General features: G+C 64.9%; 17 protein-coding genes. 10 read left to right on the top strand and 7 right to left on the bottom strand.

Annotation, left to right across the window (positions count from 1 at the left end; genetic code table 11):
- Nucleotide 1: 1 nt before the first annotated feature.
- On the bottom strand, nt 2–1,009 hold the full coding sequence (locus tag VB672_RS05380; RefSeq protein ID WP_329783150.1) for a TerC family protein: 1,008 nt from the start codon (nt 1,007–1,009) through the stop codon (nt 2–4).
- A 302-nt stretch (nt 1,010–1,311) separates the two neighbouring features.
- On the opposite strand from VB672_RS05380, the gene VB672_RS05375 reads away from it, so the two are divergent.
- From VB672_RS05375 to VB672_RS05365, 3 genes are read left to right on the top strand one after another with little or no spacing between them, the layout of a single operon-like run.
- Entirely contained in the window at nt 1,312–2,349 is a 1,038-nt protein-coding gene (locus VB672_RS05375; RefSeq protein WP_329783149.1) for an ABC transporter substrate-binding protein, read from the top strand.
- Nucleotides 2,350–2,409: 60 nt separating this feature from the next.
- A complete protein-coding gene (locus VB672_RS05370; protein WP_329783148.1) occupies nt 2,410–3,201 on the top strand; it encodes an ABC transporter ATP-binding protein in 792 nt (263 codons plus the stop codon).
- 7 nt (nt 3,202–3,208) lie between these two features.
- Nucleotides 3,209–3,976 (top strand): ABC transporter permease, encoded by a 768-nt coding sequence (locus tag VB672_RS05365; RefSeq protein WP_329783147.1) that lies wholly within the window; start codon nt 3,209–3,211, stop codon nt 3,974–3,976.
- A 33-nt stretch (nt 3,977–4,009) separates the two neighbouring features.
- Here the strand turns inward: VB672_RS05365 and VB672_RS05360 are convergent, their stop codons facing one another.
- From VB672_RS05360 to VB672_RS05350, 3 genes are all read right to left on the bottom strand, one after another.
- Entirely contained in the window at nt 4,010–5,146 is a 1,137-nt protein-coding gene (locus tag VB672_RS05360) for a CobW family GTP-binding protein (protein ID WP_329783146.1), read from the bottom strand.
- Nucleotides 5,147–5,150: 4 nt separating this feature from the next.
- Entirely contained in the window at nt 5,151–6,059 is a 909-nt protein-coding gene (locus tag VB672_RS05355; RefSeq protein ID WP_329783145.1) for a DMT family transporter, read from the bottom strand.
- A gap of 117 nt (nt 6,060–6,176) precedes the next feature.
- Nucleotides 6,177–7,607, bottom strand: coding sequence for a serine hydrolase (locus VB672_RS05350; protein ID WP_329783144.1), 1,431 nt, complete (start codon nt 7,605–7,607; stop codon nt 6,177–6,179).
- Between the two features lie 192 nt (nt 7,608–7,799).
- Here VB672_RS05350 and VB672_RS05345 point away from each other — a divergent pair, with 192 nt between their 5' ends.
- Nucleotides 7,800–8,702: an EamA family transporter gene (locus VB672_RS05345; RefSeq protein WP_329783143.1), complete on the top strand. Its 903-nt coding sequence runs from the start codon at nt 7,800–7,802 to the stop codon at nt 8,700–8,702.
- A 70-nt stretch (nt 8,703–8,772) separates the two neighbouring features.
- Nucleotides 8,773–9,927, top strand: coding sequence for a 2OG-Fe(II) oxygenase (locus VB672_RS05340; RefSeq protein WP_329783142.1), 1,155 nt, complete (start codon nt 8,773–8,775; stop codon nt 9,925–9,927).
- On the opposite strand, the gene VB672_RS05335 is transcribed toward VB672_RS05340, so the two are convergent.
- Together VB672_RS05335 and VB672_RS05330 are read right to left on the bottom strand one after the other, a co-directional pair.
- A complete protein-coding gene (locus VB672_RS05335; protein WP_329783141.1) occupies nt 9,915–10,325 on the bottom strand; it encodes an NUDIX hydrolase in 411 nt (136 codons plus the stop codon). The genes VB672_RS05340 and VB672_RS05335 overlap by 13 nt on opposite strands.
- The gene (locus VB672_RS05330) at nt 10,322–10,900 is read right to left on the bottom strand and encodes a TIGR00730 family Rossman fold protein (RefSeq protein WP_329783140.1); all 579 of its coding nucleotides are present in this window, start codon (nt 10,898–10,900) and stop codon (nt 10,322–10,324) included. Before VB672_RS05330 ends, VB672_RS05335 begins: the two co-directional genes overlap by 4 nt.
- Before the next feature lie 166 nt (nt 10,901–11,066).
- Between VB672_RS05330 and VB672_RS05325 the strand changes: the two genes are divergently transcribed.
- Nucleotides 11,067–12,233, top strand: coding sequence for an acetyl-CoA acetyltransferase (locus VB672_RS05325; RefSeq protein WP_329783139.1), 1,167 nt, complete (start codon nt 11,067–11,069; stop codon nt 12,231–12,233).
- 162 nt (nt 12,234–12,395) lie between these two features.
- On the opposite strand, the gene VB672_RS05320 is transcribed toward VB672_RS05325, so the two are convergent.
- Nucleotides 12,396–12,662, bottom strand: coding sequence for a BolA family protein (locus VB672_RS05320; protein ID WP_329783138.1), 267 nt, complete (start codon nt 12,660–12,662; stop codon nt 12,396–12,398).
- Between the two features lie 90 nt (nt 12,663–12,752).
- Between VB672_RS05320 and VB672_RS05315 the strand changes: the two genes are divergently transcribed.
- The 4 genes from VB672_RS05315 (at nt 12,753) to VB672_RS05300 (ending at nt 17,534) form a co-directional block, all read left to right on the top strand.
- A complete protein-coding gene (locus VB672_RS05315) occupies nt 12,753–13,382 on the top strand; it encodes a J domain-containing protein (RefSeq protein WP_329783137.1) in 630 nt (209 codons plus the stop codon).
- Between the two features lie 116 nt (nt 13,383–13,498).
- The gene (cobS, locus tag VB672_RS05310) at nt 13,499–14,488 is read left to right on the top strand and encodes a cobaltochelatase subunit CobS (protein ID WP_329783136.1); all 990 of its coding nucleotides are present in this window, start codon (nt 13,499–13,501) and stop codon (nt 14,486–14,488) included.
- Between the two features lie 146 nt (nt 14,489–14,634).
- Nucleotides 14,635–16,533, top strand: coding sequence for a cobaltochelatase subunit CobT (gene cobT, locus VB672_RS05305; RefSeq protein ID WP_329783135.1), 1,899 nt, complete (start codon nt 14,635–14,637; stop codon nt 16,531–16,533).
- Nucleotides 16,530–17,534, top strand: coding sequence for an esterase-like activity of phytase family protein (locus tag VB672_RS05300; protein WP_329783134.1), 1,005 nt, complete (start codon nt 16,530–16,532; stop codon nt 17,532–17,534). Before cobT ends, VB672_RS05300 begins: the two co-directional genes overlap by 4 nt.
- Nucleotides 17,535–17,638: the final 104 nt, after the last annotated feature.

Raw genomic sequence — 17,638 nt, 5'->3', positions numbered from 1 at the left:
TTTAGCCGGAAATCGCTTCCGGCTCGTTTTTCGTCTTCCAGAGGGAGAAGACGACGCCGCCTGCGATCAGGGCGAGCGTCACGCCCAGCGAGATGGTGGGATCGAGCTTGCCCACGATCTGGTTCCAGAAGATCTTGCCGCCGATGAAGACGAGCACCAACGCCAGGGCGTATTTCAGGTAATGGAACCGGTGCACCATGGCGGCCAGGGCGAAGTACAGCGCCCTTAGGCCCAGGATCGCCATGATGTTGGCCGTGTAGACCACGAAGGTGTCGGTGGTGATGGCGAAGATCGCCGGCACCGAGTCGACCGCGAAGATCAGGTCGGCCACATTGATCACCACGAGCGCCAGGAAGAGCGGCGTGGCCCAGGTGACGATCCTGCCGGTCTTCGAATCCGGCTCGCGCACGAAGAAGTGCTGATCGTGAAGGCGGTTGGTCACCCGCATGTGCTTGCGCAGGAAGCGGACGAGCGGGTTCTTCTCGATGTCGGGATCGCTCTCAGGAACGAACAGCATCTTGATGCCGGTCGCAATGAGGAAGGCGCCGAAGATGTAGAGCATCCAGGCGTATTCCTGCACCAACGCAGCACCCAACGCGATCATGATGCCGCGCAGGACGATGACGCCGATGATGCCCCACACGAGGGCGCGGTACTGGTATTTCCGGGGGATCGCGAAGTAGCTGAAGATCAGCGAGATCACGAAGACGTTGTCGATGGACAGGGACTTCTCGATGAAGAAGCCCGTGAAGTAGGCCATACCCGCATGGCTGCCGTCCTGGGTCACCAGGAGGCCGGTCTCGAACGACCACCAGATATAGGCGCCGAAGAGCGCCGCGATCGCGATATAGAAGGCAGACAAAAGAAGACTCTCCTTCACGCCGAGCTCCTTGTCCTTCCTGTTCAGGACACCGAGATCGAAAGCGAGGAGAAAAACGACAAGGCTCAAGAAAGCCGTCCACATCCAGACGGGCTTTCCCAGCCATTCCATGAGCAGGAATTCTGGCATAACCGGACCTATGATTGCTTCTGTTCAAGCATCGGCTCCGACATCACAGGCGTGTGCTCACGTCCTGCCAGAGGGGCCCGGTCACCGATGAGACCAACGTGGGAAGCGCTCTCCCGGCCGTCAAGGGCCTTGATCGCGAGAGCATCTGCTCAAATTTTCGTCAAATGCCCGCTCCGAGAGCAGGGATGCCCGGGCAAGAGACTTGACCCGGAGGGCCGATCTGATTGCATGGTCAGGAACCGGGCAGGCGGCCGAAACGGGTGCCACGAGGCTCCAGACCATAAAAATCAGAGGTGACGGTAATGTTTGTGGATCGTTCGGCGAAGGCGAAGTGGATCAACGGGATGCTGGCAGGCGCAGCCATGCTTCTTGGATCCGCGGCTGCCCAGGCTCAGACACCGGTGCGGTTCTCCCTGGACTGGCGCTGGGAGGGGCCGGCGGCCCCGTTCGCGGTGGCGATCGACAAGGGCTATTTCAAGGCCGAGGGGCTCGACGTGACGATCGATCCGGCGGCGGGCTCGCGCGAGCCGATCTCGCGCGTGGCGTCTGGCACCTATGACGTGGGCTTCGGCGACGTGAACTCCCTCGTGCGCTTCCGCGACGAGAACCCGGGCACCGACATCAAGGCCGTGATGGTGATCTACGACCGCCCGCCCTTCGCCCTCATCGGGCGCAAGAGCCGCGGCATCACCAAGGAGGTGTCGAGCCTGCAGGGCAAGAAGTTCGGTGCCCCTGCCGCCGACGGCGCCTATGCGCAATGGCCGATCTTCAAGGCGGTCAACAAGATCGACGATTCCACCATGAAGTTCGAGAATGTGGGCTTCCCGGTCCGCGAGCCCATGCTGGCTCAAGGGGAAGTCGACGCGGTGTTCGGCTTCTCCATGTCCTCCTACATCAACCTGAAGTCCCGCGGCGTTCCGGCGGACGACATCGTCGTGATGCTCATGAGCGATTACGGCGTCGATCTCTATGGCAACACGATCATCGTGTCGCAGAAATTCGCCCAAGAGAAGCCGGAAGCTGTAAAGGGCCTGCTGCGTGCGATCATGAAGGGTGTGCAGGATACAGTGAAGGATCCCTCGAGCGCGGTCGATGCGGTGATCAAGCGCAACGATGTGGCCAAGAAGGACGTGGAGCTCGAGCGCCTCAAGATGGTGCTGGAGCAAAACATGATCACCCCCTGGGTCAAGGAGAACGCTTTCGGCGGCATCGACAAGGAGCGTTTCGCCAAGGCCCTCGACCAGATCGGCCTGACTTTCACCTACAAGGCCAAGCCCGAGGTCGGTGCCGTGTTCACGGAGGAGTTCCTCCCCGCCGCCGACCAGCGCAAAGTGAACTGATCGCCCGAGCCCGGCCGCCACGGCAACCGGGCTTTACTTTTGGCTCACCGGCACGGCTTCATGAAACCCTTTGTCGACATTCACGACGTCACCCACGTCTATGCGCGGGCCGAGGACGGCTTGCCTGCCGTCCGGAACCTAAGCCTCAAGGTGAACGAGGGCGAGTTCGCCGCCATCGTCGGTCCATCGGGCTGCGGCAAGTCCACCCTCATGAAGCTCGCCACCGGATTGCAGTTTCCCCGCGAGGGAGCGGTGATCGTCGATGGCAAGCAGGTGGGAGCTCCTGTCAAGCTGGCCGGCATGGCCTTCCAGAACCCCACCATGCTGCCCTGGCGCACGACCCTCGACAACATCCTCCTGCCGCTCGAGATCGTGGAACCGCACCGCTCGCGGCTGCGCCGTCACAAGGCGGAGTACGTGGCCAAGGCCGAGAGCCTGCTTGCCCAGGTCGGCCTGAAAGGGCAGGGCGACAAGTTTCCCTGGCAGCTCTCGGGCGGCATGCAGCAGCGCGCCTCCCTGTGCCGTGCGCTGATCCATGAGCCGAAGCTGCTGATGCTCGACGAGCCCTTCGGCGCACTCGACAGCTTCACGCGCGAGGAATTGTGGTGCGTGATGCGGGATCTCCACGCGGCGCAGAAGGTCACGATCATTCTCGTCACCCACGATCTGCGTGAGGCGGCCTTCCTGGCGGACAGGATCTTCTGCATGAGCGCACGGCCGGGCCGGATCGTCGCCGAGCGGGAGGTGCCGTTTCCACGGCCGCGCGACCTCGAGATCACCTATACGCCGGAATTTTCCGAACTCGTCCATGAACTGCGCGGCCACATCGCGCAGGCGCGTCAGGCGGCGTGAGAAATCCATGAAAACCAAGAACCAGCTCGCTCTTGCCCCCTGGATCTTCACCATCGGCTTCTTCGCGCTCTGGGAGATCCTCTGCCATGTCCTGAGAATCTCGAGCTTCATCCTGCCGGCGCCCTCCACGATTATGCTCGCCGTGTGGGAATACCGGAACCAGCTCGCCTATCACGCCATGCACACGCTCTGGATGACGCTGGCTGGGTTCGGGCTCGCAGTCGGAACCGGCCTGCTGCTCGGCATGGTGCTTGGCTCCTCGCGGCTCATCAATGCCGGCTCCTATCCGCTGCTCGTAGGCTTCAACTCGATCCCCAAGGTGGCCGTGGTGCCGATCCTGGTGTTCTGGTTCGGCGTCGGCTGGGTGCCGCCGGTCATGACGGCCTTCCTGATCTCGTTCTTCCCCATCGTGGTGAACGTCGCCACGGGCATCTCCACGGTGGAGCCGGAGATGGAGGACGTGCTGCGGGCACTCGGTGCCTCGAAGCGCGACATCGTGTTCAAGGTCGGCGTACCCCGCGCCATGCCGTATTTCTTCGGCTCGCTCAAAGTGGCAATCACGCTGGCCTATGTGGGTTCCGTCATCGGCGAGCAGAACGCGTCCAACGTGGGCATCGGCAACCTGCTCACCCGCGCGTCCGCCGCCTTCGAGGTGCCGCTCGTCTGGGCGGCCCTCCTGGTGCTCGCGGTGCTCGGCGTCGTCATGTACGCGATCACGGCTTATGCGGAGCGCTCCATGACCGGCTGGGCGCAGCGCTCCCAGATGGCGGCGTAAACTCCCTCTCCCACCGGGAGAGGTAAACTGCTCTCACCGCCTCAGCGACAGCGGATTGTCCGACAAAGCCGCCGCGTCGGGCTGATCGATGGCGGGCTTGCCCAGAAAGGCGTTCCAGAGCTTTTCCACCGCCTCGCGCTCCAGATCGTCCACGATGAAGACGATGCGGCTGCGCCGGTCCTCGCTCGGCCAGCGCGGCAGCACGGCGGGAACATGGATCACGTGCTGGACGCCGTGAATGATGACGGGATGCTCCGGATCTTCCGCCAGAGCCACGAGGCCTTTCACGCGTAAAAGCTTCGATCCTTGAGACGAGCGCAGGAGATCCAGGAACATGTCGAGGGTCCCCTGACGGATCGGCTGATCGCTGGTGATGCAGAAGGCGCGGATCTTGTCGTCGTGCCGGTTCACATCGTGATGATAGTGGTGATGACCGTGTCCATGATGGTGGTGCCCGTGCTGGTGGGCGTGACTCTCGTGCTCCGCCTCCTCCACGGCCTCCGTCTTCAGCCATGCGGCCACGTCGGCGATCTTGCCGTCGAGACCGAACAGGCCGCCCGAGATGACGGTTTCGGCCGGAGCATGAGCTTCCAGGAGAGCCGCGCCCGGATTGAGCTGATGCAATCTATCGCGCAGCCGGGCGAGGGTGTCCTGGTCCTGAACGAGATCGGTCTTGGTGAGGACGATTCGCTCGGCGACGGCGGCCTGCTTCACGGCTTCGCGATGGGCGTCCAGGGTGGCGGGGCCATTGACCGCATCGACCACCGTCACCACGCCTTCGACCGCGTAGCGCATCGACAGATACGGATGGTAGAGCACCGCGTGGAGGATCGGCGCCGGATCGGCCAGGCCCGTGGTCTCGATGACCACGCGCCTGAACGGCAGGATCCGGTCGTTGTCGCGCTTGCGCAGGAGATCCTCGAGGGTCGCGATGAGGTCGCCGCGCACGGTGCAGCAGAGACAGCCGGCGGAAAGCAGCACCATGCCTTCATCGACGGTTTCCACCAGCAGGTGATCGAGCCCGATCTCGCCGAACTCGTTCATGATCACCACCGTGTCCTGCAGCGCCGGGTCCTTCAGGAGCCGGTTGAGGAGGGTGGTTTTCCCGGAGCCTAGGAAGCCCGTGAGAATGGTGAGAGGGATCGGGGCGGGAGGGGTCATGATCGTCATCCTGTCAGTCGGCAATCGGCACCAGGGGTGCGTCTTTCAGGCGGCGCTGTTCCAGCAGTACGTTGGCGACGATGGCCGCCAGCACAAGAGCCCCGCCGGCGATCTGCAGGGGGGCAAGCGTCTCGTTCAGGATGAGAGCCGAGGAGAGAGCCGCCACCACGGGCTCGGCGCAATAGATGATCCCGGCCGCCACCGCCGTGATGCGTCCGAGGGCGAGGAACTGCAGGACGAAGCCAAGGATATAGCCGCCGATAGTCATGGCCACCGCGAAGGGGGCGAGAGCCAGGGTGGACGGCGGCGCGAGCTGCCCCGCCGCCAGGCTGATGAGGGCTGCCGTCGGCAGGACGAGCAGATGAATCCAGAAGGTCTTGGCCATCACGCCGGTCCTGCGGCAGCGTGCTGCCGCAAAGAACTGGATGGCCGTGGCGATGCTCGCCCCGAAAGCCAGGGCTAGGCCGCGCCAGTCGAGGTCTGCGAAAGCGGGCCCCACCACGAGGGCCACGCCGAGGATGGCAAGCGCCACCACGCCGAGGAGAGCGGGCGTGAGCCTGGTTCCCTCCACGAAAGGGCTCGCGAGCACGATCAGAACCGGAAAGGTGTAGAACACCACCGCCGCCACGGTGACCGGGATGAACGCCACCGAGGAGAGATAGCAGATGCCCACGAAAGCGGTGGAAATCCCGAGCAGCAGCAATGTGCCCCGCTCCTCCCTGGCCGCCTTCAGGGAGCTTCGCATGATGGCGGCGACGATGCCGACCAGCACCAGCATCAGAAGCACCCGGTAGACCACGATGGCCGATCCGCTCGCTCCTGCGAAGGACGCGATGCGCGCATAGACGATGTTGAAGCCGTAGAGGCCGGCCGAGGCGAGGGCGAAGAGCAGGCCATTGGTGGGAGAGGAAGAGCGGGTCATCACGGCATTTTTGATGGGGTCGCTGCACCGTTCGCGCGGATCGCCCGTGAAAGCAAGGGAGCAAGCAAAACGCCCGGTCGATGACCGGGCGTTGCCGAAGCGATGGTGTTTGTCCGATTAGTTCGCGACGGATTTGGGCTTTGCGGCGGCATCGGCCTTTTGGGGTGCCTTTGCCTTCGTGTCAGCCGGGGTCTTCGCGGCAGGCTTGGAGGTGCCGGTCACCGGCTTGACGGCGACGCTGGCGCGCGGCTGCTCCTTGCCCTTCGCCGCGGACTTCACGGGCTCCTTGCCGTCGGCCTTCTTGTCGTCCGCCGTCTTGGCCGCGGCTTCCTTGGATTCCGTCGCCTTAGAATCCGTCGCCTTGGCATCAGCCTCCTTGGCAGGTGTCTTCTTGGATGCGGTCGCCTTCCTGGTCTTCGCCTTGCGGGCTTGCTCGGCAGCCTCTTCCGCCGCAGCCTGAGCGGCAAGCTCGGTCTCGGAAGGAGGATTGAGCCCGATCCACACACGCTCCGGCTGAACTGCGGTGCGTGGGCCGAGCACGGTGCGCGCCGGCTTCGCAGCCGTGTCCCCGGCAAAGGCCATCACTTCGGAGGAGAACAGGTTCGGGATGTTGCTGTCCGTCTCGGCAACCGCCGGGGTATCCTCCTCCTGCGGCATCGGTCCGCGGCGGTCGCAGATGACCGGGCGCATGTCCGGCGGCGTGGTGTTGGCGGAGGCCGGCAGGGCCGCGAGTTCCGGATTGGTGAAATTCACCTTGCTGCTGAAGCCGCGGTCGAACAGCTCGGCGGCCTTGATCGTGCGCTCGTTGGCCGAGGGAGCACCGAGCACAACCGTGATGAGATGGCGACCGTTGCGAGTGGCACTCGCCACCACGTTGAAGCCGGCCGAGCAGATGAATCCGGTCTTCATGCCGTCGGCGCCGGGATAGCGGCCGATGAGCCCGTTGGTGTTGCGCATGATGCGCCGGCCGAACTGAACCGCGCCGATGTCGAACAGATCCTTGTGCTCGGGGAATTCCAGCAGCAGCGCACGGGCCAGAACCGCCATGTCGCGGGCCGAGGTCTGGTTGCGCTCGTCTGGCAGGCCATGGGGATTGGCGAAGCGGCTGCTCGACATGCCGAGGCGCTGGGCATGAGCATTCATCAACTCGGCAAACCCGTCGATCGAGCCGCCGATGTTCTCGGCAATGGTCGCGGCAACGTCGTTGGCCGACTTCACCATCATGATCTTGAGGGCGTTGTCGAGACGGATCTCCGTGCCGGGCTTGAAGCCCATCTTGGACGGGGGCAGGGCCGCCGCGCTGTCGGAGACGTTGAGGAGCGTCTCCATGCTCATCTGGCCGGAGCGCACCTTGTCGAGGGCAACATAGGCCGTCATCAGCTTGGTGATCGAGGCCGGATACCAGGGGTCGGTCGCCCGCTCCGCGTGGAGGACGCGGCCGGATTCGAGTTCAACGACAAGAGCAGGGCCGCCGGCGGCCAGAGCCGAGCCGCTCATCAGGGCGGCAAGGGCAAAGGCTGTCACGCGGAGGGCTCGGCTAACGTTCATGCGGAACGACTCCTTGGCTTCGTCCAACGATTAGGAGAGGATCTCGATCAAGCCCCGCCTGTCAGCTGGGCCATTTTTAGTCCCAAACCTTGGCTTTGGCTAGGCTGGGTGGATTTTTGCTTGTTTGTGCCGCCCTTCTTAACGAAATCCATGGCAAGAGAGTGGCAAGAGCGGCGCGGTTTGAAGATTGATATGACAGCATCCCTACTCTGGATTCCGGTGACTCTGGCCGCAGCGGCCGCCCAGACCGGCCGCAACGCCACCCAGCGGCGCCTGACCGAGACCATCGGAACTGTAGGCGCGACCCAGGTCCGTTTCCTCTACGGGTTCCCGTTCGCGCTCCTGGCCCTGGCCGTGATGAACCTTGGGACCGGAGAGGTTGTTCCAGGGCCCAACGCAACCTTTTTGGCCTACGCTCTCACCGGCGCCGTCACCCAGATCCTGGCCACGGCCCTCATGCTGGCGGCCATGCGGGAGCGGGCCTTCTCGGTGGTCACGGCCTATACCAAGACCGAGCCGGTGCAGGTGGCCCTGTTCGGGCTGGTGCTGCTGGGGGATCATCTGACACCCGCCATGGGGCTCGCCATCGCCGTCGCTACGTCGGGGGTTCTGCTCATGTCGGTGAAGCCGGGCACGAACCTCGCCTCGTCGGGCTTGAAGCCCGTTCTCTTCGGCCTCGCCTCGGGGGCATTTTTCGCTCTGGCGGCCATCGGATTCCGCGGTGCCATTCTGTCGCTTGAAGAGGGCTCACCTCTGATCCGGGCGTCCACGACCCTGGTCTGGGGCTTAGGAATGCAGACCGGCATTCTCCTTGTCTGGCTCGGTCTCTTCGACCGCCAGGCCCTGATGGCGAGCTTCCGGGCCTGGCGCCCCTCGCTGGGGGCAGGGTTCCTGGGAGCCCTGGCGTCCCAGTTCTGGTTCATCGGCTTCGCGCTCACCACAGCGGCGAATGTGCGCACCCTCGCCCTCGTCGAGGTCCTGATGGCGCAGGCGGTGTCCCATCGCTTCCTGGCACAGACGACGAGCAGGCGGGAACTCGCCGGCATGCTGTTGATCCTCGCCGGTGTCGGGCTGCTCCTCCTGGCGCAACGTTAGCTTGTAGCCTCCCCGGCGACATGGTAACGGATAACGTTTCAGCATTCTGGACGTGTTCGAGCCCGTTTCTATGACCGTTTCCGCCGCTTCCGAGACCGTTCAACCGGCCTATCGCGTCCTCCAGGTCGGGGATCCGGTTCCCTGGTTCAAACAGAACTCGACCAGCAATCCGCTCTACAGCTTCGACACGGTGGCCGGGCGTTACGTCGTCCTGTGCTTCTACGGCACGGGATCGGACGAGGTTGGGCGTGCGACCCTCGCGTCGTTTCAGGAGGAGCACCGCGACCTGTTCGACGACGACAAGATCGCGATCTTCGGGGTCAGCGTCGATCCGTCGGACGAGTCGGAAATGCGGGCGAAACAGATCATCCCCGGCATTCGTCACTTCTGGGACTTCGACGGCGCTATCGGTCGCCTCTACGGCGCCCTGCCGCGCAACACCCTGCCGGGCCATTCGCAGATCCCGATCCGCCGTTTCTGGATGGTGCTTAATCCGACCCTGCGGGTGCGCGCCATCTTCCCGTTCGAGCCTGACGGCGGCGACCGCGGGAAGGTCATGGCCCACCTGCGTGCCCTGCCGCCGGTGAGCCAGTTCGCCGGCTTCGAGATCCCGGCCCCCGTGCTCGTCATTCCGGACGTGTTCGAGCATGAATTCTGCCGGCACCTGATCGGCCTCTACGAGCGGAATGGCGGCCAAGAATCGGGCTTCATGCGCGAAGTCGACGGCAAGACCGTTGCCGTCCACGATCCGAACCACAAGCGTCGCAAGGACTATACGATCGAAGATCCGAACCTGATCCGGCAGGTGCAGCACCGCATCATCCGCCGCATCAATCCGGAGATCGAGCGGGTGCATTTCTTCAAGGCCTCCCGCATGGAGCGCTACATCGTCTCCTGCTACGCGGCCGAAGATGGCGGACATTTCCGGGCCCACCGGGACAACACCACGAGCGGCACGGCCCATCGCCGCTTTGCGGTCTCCATCAACCTCAACGGCGATTTCGAGGGCGGCGAGGTCAGCTTCCCGGAATACGGACCGCGCAGCTACAAGGCGCCGCCCGGCGGCGCCGTGGTGTTCTCGTGCCCGCTGCTCCACGCCGTGTCGCGAGTCACGCAGGGCCGCCGCTACGCGTTCCTGCCCTTCCTCTACGATGAGGAGGCCGCCAAGATCCGCAAGGCGAATAATGCCCATCTCGGCGAAGGCGTGGGCGCCTACAAAGCCTGACCTCGATCGTCGAGCGCCAGCGCGAGCGGCAGGATGGTGTCCCGCGTGAGTGGGGCGAGAGGCGTGTCACGCGGCTCACGCGGGTCGATCCAGATATGATCCTCGATCTCGGCCCGACAGATGACCTCTCCGGCAAGACGGGCCGCATAGACCGCCGCCCGCACCTGTTGCCCCGGCTCGTTCGCCGCCGGTGCCACGAAGACGCCGAGGAGCTTTGCGGATCCTGCGACGATGCTGCAGCCGAGTTCCTCGCGAAGTTCCCGCGCGAGGGCATCCAGATCGCTCTCGCCGGGCTCGCGCTTGCCGCCGGGCTGCATGAAACTTTCCGTGCCGCGCTTGCGCACGACCAGGACGCGGCCGCGCTCGTCGCGAACCAGGGCCGTGACGATCTCGATCACCGCTCGCCCGCCTTGATCCATTTGTCGACCTTCGGCGGCTCATAGGCGCGCACCGCCTCGATCAGACCGGCCGGCTCGTTCTCGACGATCAGCATCGCGCGATGGATCGGCTTCACGAAGCCGCGCGCGACCACGTCGTCCAGGAAGTCGGTCAGCTTGTCGTAGAAGCCGCCGGCGTTCAGGAGCGCGCAGGGCTTGCGATGGTAGCCGAGCTGCGCCCAGGTCCAGACCTCGAACAGCTCCTCGAAAGTGCCGAGCCCCCCGGGCAGGGCGACGAAGCCGTCCGCGAGTTCGGCCATCAGCGCCTTGCGCTCGTGCATCGATCCCACCACCCGGAGATCGCTCAGGCCGCCATGGGCGATCTCCTTGTCGACCAGAGCCTGCGGCATCACGCCGGTCACATGACCGCCTCGTGCAAGGACGGCGTCGGCGACGGCGCCCATGAGGCCCACGGAGGCGCCGCCATAGACCAGATCGATCCCCTGGGCGGCCATGGTCTCGCCGAGCGCCCGCGCCGCGTCGAGATAAATGGGGTCTTGGCCGCTGCTGGAGCCGCAGAAGACACACAGGCGCATGGGATCCTCCTCACGTGATTCGCGTCATCCGTCGATGAACGACAGGGCGGGGCCAAGCTCAAGACCGTGTTGGAAGAGCGCATCTGACATGCGATCGGGCGACTTGCTGAAAGCCCCAAAGAGGGCCACCTTGTCTCCCAACAAGACAATCCCTGAGGAGACATCCATGACCGCCTGCATCGTCGGCTGGGCCCATACCCCCTTCGGCAAGCTCGATACCGAGACCGTCGAGAGCCTGATCGTCCGCGTCACCAACGAGGCGCTGGAGCATGCCGGCCTTGCCGTCGAAGACGTGGACGAGGTGGTGCTCGGCCATTTCAACGGCGGCTTCTCGGCCCAGGATTTCACCGCCTCCCTGGTGTTGCAGGCCAATGACAAGTTCCGGTTCAAGCCGGCGACCCGGATCGAGAATGCCTGCGCGACCGGCTCGGCCGCCGTGCACCAGGCGATCAAGTCCATCGAGGCGCGCCGCGCCAGGACCGTGCTCGTGGTCGGCGTGGAGCAGATGACGACGACGCCGGGACCGGAGATCGGCAACATTCTCCTCAAGGCCTCCTACCTGCCGGAGGACGGCGGCACACCGGGCGGGTTCGCCGGGGTGTTCGGCAAGATCGCCGGCACCTATTTCCAGCGCTACGGCGACCAGTCCGACGCGCTGGCGATGATCGCCGCCAAGAACCACAAGAACGGCGTCGACAATCCCTATGCACAGATGCGCAAGGACTTAGGATTCGACTTCTGCCGCGCCGAGAGCGAGAAGAACCCCTACGTGGCAGGTCCGCTGAAGCGCACCGATTGCTCCCTCGTGTCCGACGGCGCCGCAGCGCTGGTCCTGGCCGATACGGAAACGGCCCTTCGGATGAAGCGCGCGGTGGCCTTCCGGGCCACGGCCCATGCGCAGGATTTCCTGCCCATGTCGAAGCGCGACATCGTCGAGTTCGAGGGCTGCACGGAAGCCTGGCGCCGGGCGCTCGCCCAGGCCGGCATCCAGCTCGACGATCTCTCCTTCGTCGAGACCCACGATTGCTTCACCATTGCGGAGCTCATCGAATACGAGGCGATGGGCCTCACGCCCCGCGGCCAGGGCGCGACCGCGGTCAAGGAAGGCTGGACGAACCGGGACGGCAAGCTGCCGGTGAACCCCTCCGGCGGTCTCAAGGCCAAGGGCCATCCCATCGGGGCGACCGGCGTCTCCATGCATGCGCTCTCGGCCATGCAGCTCTGCGAGGAGGCCGGCGGCATCCAGGTGAGGAACCCGGTGCTCGGCGGCGTCTTCAACATGGGCGGCGCCGCGGTGGCGAACTACGTGAGCGTGCTCGAGCGGATCAAGTGACGAAGCATAAGGGCTCGGCCATTTGGCTGACGCTCCGGCCATAATACCCTCCGCCGTCATGGCCGGGCTTGTCCCGGCCATCCCGATCCTGTGAGACGCTGAGCCTTTCCTGGTCGGGATCACCGGCACAAGGCCGGTGATGACGTCGCAAGTGGTTTTCGCTCACTCCCCCGGCGCCTTCGCCTGGATGGCCAGGGCGTGCAGGCCTTTGTCGAAAGCACCTTTCAGGGTCTCGTTGACGAGGCGGTGACGCTCGACCCGGCTCTTGCCGGAGAAGGCTTCCGACACGATATAAACCTGGAAATGAGTTTCTCCGCCCTCCCGCCAGCCGGCATGGCCGTGGTGCTTTTCTGATTCGTCGATGACGGTCAGTTCGGTCGGCTGCAGGCTCTCCTGCAAAGTCTGTGTGATCCAGTGCTGAAGGGTCATGCTGTTTTGTAAAACCTTTTTGAACGGGTCTGCGGCGAAAAGCGTTCAGGCCTTGGCTCAAGGCCCCAAGCCACTCATAATCACTGAATCATGGATCTCAACTCGCCTCTTTTCGACCGCATCCGGATCAAGCCTTCCTGCGACGAGCCGCAGGAGGCCAAGGGACCCGTGTGCGAGCATCCTGCCTGCAAGGCGGCGGGAGAATACCGCGCGCCCAAGGGGCGGGACCGGGAGGGCCAGTACTGGCGCTTCTGCCTCCAGCACGTGCGCGAGTACAATGCCTCGTACAATTATTTCGCGGGCATGTCCGATTCCGCCGTGGCGGCCTTCCAAAAGGATTCGATCGTTGGCCATCGCCCCACCTGGACCATGGGCATGAACGCCTCGGGCCAGGGCGAGGAGCAGGACGCCAAGGCGGAGCCGCGGGACTGGGGCTATTTCGATCCCCTCGGGATCCTCAAGGGCGAGGATTTCACCCAGGCGCGGACCCGGCGGGCCGCTCCTGAGCCGAAGCGTCCGCGCCATACGGGAGCGGTGCGCCGGGCCCTGGACGTCCTCGGCCTCGACGAGACCGCCGACGGACCTGCCATCAAGGCCCAGTACAAGGCTCTGGTGAAGCGCTTCCACCCCGATGCCAACGGGGGCGATCGCTCCTTCGAGGAGCGCCTGCGCGACATCATCAAGGCGCACGATGCCCTCAAGAGCGCCGGCCTGTGCTGACGCGGTATCCTTTCAGGCAGGGCTGATCAGCCGATTAGGAAATTGCGCCATTCCGTCCTGAGAGTTAAGAAGCCCAGGACGTTTTCGAGATACACTTCAAAGACCGAGAGGCCCCAATGACGGCACATACCGAGACAGCGACCCTTACGCCGGACATGAAGGTGTCCGTGCGACAGGTCTTCGGCATCGACTCGGATCTGGAAGTCCCGGCCTTCTCGCAAGCCGAAGGGCATGTGCCCGATCTCGATCCCGACTATCTCTTCGACCGCGATACGACCCTGGCGATCCTGGCGGGCTTCGCGCGCAACCGCCGCGTCATGATCACCGGCTATCACGGGACCGGCAAGTCGACCCATATCGAGCAGGTCGCCGCCCGCCTCAACTGGCCCTGCGTGCGCGTCAACCTCGACAGCCACGTGTCCCGCATCGATCTCGTCGGCAAGGACGCCATCGTGCTGCAGGAGGGCAAGCAGGTCACTGCCTTCCAGGACGGCATCCTGCCATGGGCGCTTCAGAACAACGTGGCGCTCGTGTTCGACGAGTACGATGCGGGCCGCCCGGACGTGATGTTCGTGATCCAGCGCGTGCTGGAGCAGTCGGGCAAGCTCACCCTCCTCGACCAGAAGCGCGTGATCCGGCCTCACCCGGCCTTCCGCCTCTTCGCCACCGCCAACACCGTGGGCCTCGGCGACACGTCGGGCCTCTATCACGGCACGCAGCAGATTAACCAGGGCCAGATGGACCGCTGGTCCATCGTCACCACGCTCAACTACCTGCCGCACGACAAGGAGGTGGACATCGTCCTCTCCAAGGCGAAGCACTATCAGGAGGATGCGTCCGGGCGGGACATCGTCAACAAGATGGTGCGCGTGGCCGATCTCACCCGCTCGGCCTTCATGAACGGTGATCTCTCGACCGTCATGAGCCCGCGCACGGTGATCACCTGGGCCGAGAACGCCGAAATCTTCGGCGATACGGGCTTTGCCTTCCGCGTCACCTTCCTCAACAAGTGCGACGAGCTGGAGCGGGCCCTGGTGGCCGAGTTCTACCAGCGCTCTTTCGGCAAGGAACTGCCGGAGAGCGCGGTGAACATGGTGCTCAGCTAATCGACGATCAGGCACCCTCATCCTGAGGAGCATAGCGTCTCGAAGGAGGAGGATGCCGGGTCTAGCGATTTCTGGAAGCGCCCTCGTTCTTCGAGCCGGCCTTCGGCCTCCTCGGAATGAGGGCTTATCGGAAGCGACAGGCAAAGATGTCCATCTCGAACCGCAAGCCAGGTGAGAAGAAGGAAGCGCCGGCGGAGCCGCTGAAGCGTTCCATCGCCGGCACCATGAAGGCAATCGCCCGCAAGCCGGATCTCGAGGTCGCCTTCGCGTCCGACCGCCCGGTGCTCATGGGACAGGACAAGGCCCGCCTGCCGGAGCCGCCCCGGCGGCTGACCTCGCAGGACGTGGCGATCCTGCGCGGCAATGCCGACGCCATGGCGCTTCGCCTCGCCTGCCACGACACCTCCCTTCACCGGAAGCTGGCTCCCGAGGGGCAGGCGGCGCGTGCCGTGTTCGATGCGGTCGAGCAGGCGCGCGTGGAATCCATCGGCTCCCGGCGCATGGCCGGCATCTCCTCCAACATCTCGGCCATGCTGGAGGACCGCTATCATCGCGGCGGCAAATACGAGGAGATCACGGATCGCGCCGATGCCCCGCTGGAAGACGCGCTCGCCCTCATGGTGCGCGAGCGCCTGACCGGCGCGAAGCCGCCTGAATCGGCCGCCAAGATCGTCGATCTCTGGCGCGACTTCATCGAGGACCGCGCCGGGCGCGACCTCGACGGCCTGCTCAAGAACATCGAGAACCAGCGCAGCTTCGCCCGCTCCATCCGCGACCTGCTCTCCTCCCTCGACATGGCCGACGAGGCGGCCCTCGATTCCGAGGACGAGGAGAACGAGGACGAGAACGAGTCCGAGGAGCAGGAGCAGCAGGGCGAGGGCGAATCCGAGCAGGAATCCCAAGGCGACCGGGCCGAGGTGGAGATCAGCGAGGATTCGAGCGACAAGATGGAGGATGGCGCGTCCGAGGAGGCCGACGGCCCTTCCGGCGAGCTGCCTGAAGAATCCGAGGAGGCGGATTCGGAGGATGCCGGCGAATCCTGGCGGCCGCCCTCGCGCCCCAACGAGGCACGCGGCCCCGACTACAAGGCCTATACCCAGAAATACGACGAGATCATCCACGCGGAGGATCTCTGCGACGCGGACGAGCTGACGCGCCTTCGCGCCTATCTCGACAAGCAGCTTGCCCATCTCCAGGGCGTGGTGGGACGCCTGGCGAACCGCCTGCAGCGCCGCCTCATGGCGCAGCAGAACCGGTCCTGGGAGTTCGATCTTGAGGAGGGAACGCTCGATCCCGCGCGCCTGCCGCGCATCGTCATGGATCCGTTCCAGCCCCTCAGCTTCAAGCAGGAGCAGGACACCAATTTCCGCGACACGGTTGTGACCCTGCTCCTCGACAATTCCGGCTCCATGCGCGGGCGCCCCATCACGGTCGCGGCCACCTGCGCGGACATCCTCGCCCGCACCCTCGAGCGCTGCGGCGTGAAGGTCGAGATCCTCGGCTTCACCACCCGCGCCTGGAAGGGCGGGCAGGCGCGCGAGACGTGGCTGCAGAACGGCAAGCCTGCCAATCCCGGCCGCCTGAACGATCTTCGCCACATCATCTACAAGTCGGCGGATGCGCCCTGGCGGCGCGCGCGCAAGAACTTGGGTCTGATGATGCGCGAGGGTTTGCTTAAGGAGAACATCGACGGCGAGGCCCTCGACTGGGCGCACAAGCGCCTGCTCGGGCGCCCCGAGCAGCGGCGCATCCTGATGGTGATCTCGGACGGCGCGCCGGTGGACGACTCGACGCTCTCGGTCAATCCCGGCAACTACCTCGAGCGGCATCTGCGCTTCGTCATCGAGGAGATCGAGACCCGGTCTCCCGTGGAGCTCATCGCCATCGGCATCGGCCACGACGTGACGCGCTATTACCGCCGTGCGGTGACCATCGTCGATGCGGAGGAGCTCGGCGGCGTCATGACCGAGAAGCTCGCGGAGCTGTTCGAGGAGAATGCCGTCCCGCCCGCCCGTGGCGCTCCCCGCCGCAGGGCCGTCGCTTGAGGCTCAGCCGGCGCAATTTCCTGATCGGAGGCGGTGCCGCAGCCGCGACCCTGGCCTGCACGGGCGTAGCCCTGGCGCAGCGCCCGCAGGCCTTCAGGGGCGCGACGGCGATCGCCGTGGAGGCGCGGCCGATCGGCCGGCTCTCCACCACCGATCCGGATCGCAGCCGCTTCGGTGCCCTGATGTTCCGATCAGGGGTCGATCTGCGCTCGCAGGTCTCCGCCTTCGGCGGCTTCTCCGGCCTGTGGCGCTCGGCCAATGGCCAGGAGATCATTGCCCTTGCCGACAATGCGCAAGTGCTGAAGGCCCGGATCGAAACGGCCGACGGACGGCTCTCTGGCCTGTCCGGCCCGGTGCTCTCGCCTCTGATCCTGGGCAACGGCGTACCGTTGAGACGCTCGCGCTACTACGACACGGAAAGCTTCGCCCTTGCCGGCAACGCCGCCTTCGTGGGCATCGAGCGCAACCATGCGGTCATCCGGTTCGAGCGCACCGGCATAGGGAGCATCATCCGCGGCGTTCCCATTCCCGTGCCGAAGGAACTGAGGGATCTGCCCAGCAATGGCGGCCTGGAAGCCCTTGGCGTTGCACCCCAGCGCTCACCCTTGAATGGGGCGCTCGTCGGGATCGCGGAGGGCGGCAGCGGCTTCATCCTGACGGGCCCGCGGCAGGGCGCCTTCCAGATCGCCCTTTCCGGCGGCTACGACGTGACCGACCTCGCCTTCCTGCCCGATGGCGCCGCCGTGATCCTGGAGCGCCGCTTCTCGCTCTTCGGCGGCTTCGGCTGCCGCCTTCGCCGCATCGAGGCAAGCGCGTTCCGGTCGGGAGCCCGCGTGGACGGCGAGATCCTCTACGAAAGCGAGGCTTCGCACCAGGTCGACAACATGGAGGGGCTGGCCGTTCATCGGGAAGGCGGCGATGTCGTTCTCTCCCTGATCTCCGACAACAATTTCAGCTCCCTGCAGAGAACCCTGTTGCTCGAATTCGCGCTTCCTGCCTGAGCCGCTGGTCGGCGCTGCCTTCCGGAAGGGCATCTGCCATTTTTCTCGTCAATCTCTGCCTGCCTCTATCCCTTCGTCTCGCTTGAAGCCCTAGGTTTTAGGCA

Origin of the sequence: Microvirga sp. CF3016 (genome assembly GCF_036314085.1) — a bacterium.
Classification (GTDB): Bacteria; Pseudomonadota; Alphaproteobacteria; order Rhizobiales; family Beijerinckiaceae; genus Microvirga.
This window is presented reverse-complemented; position numbering and strand designations above follow the sequence as displayed.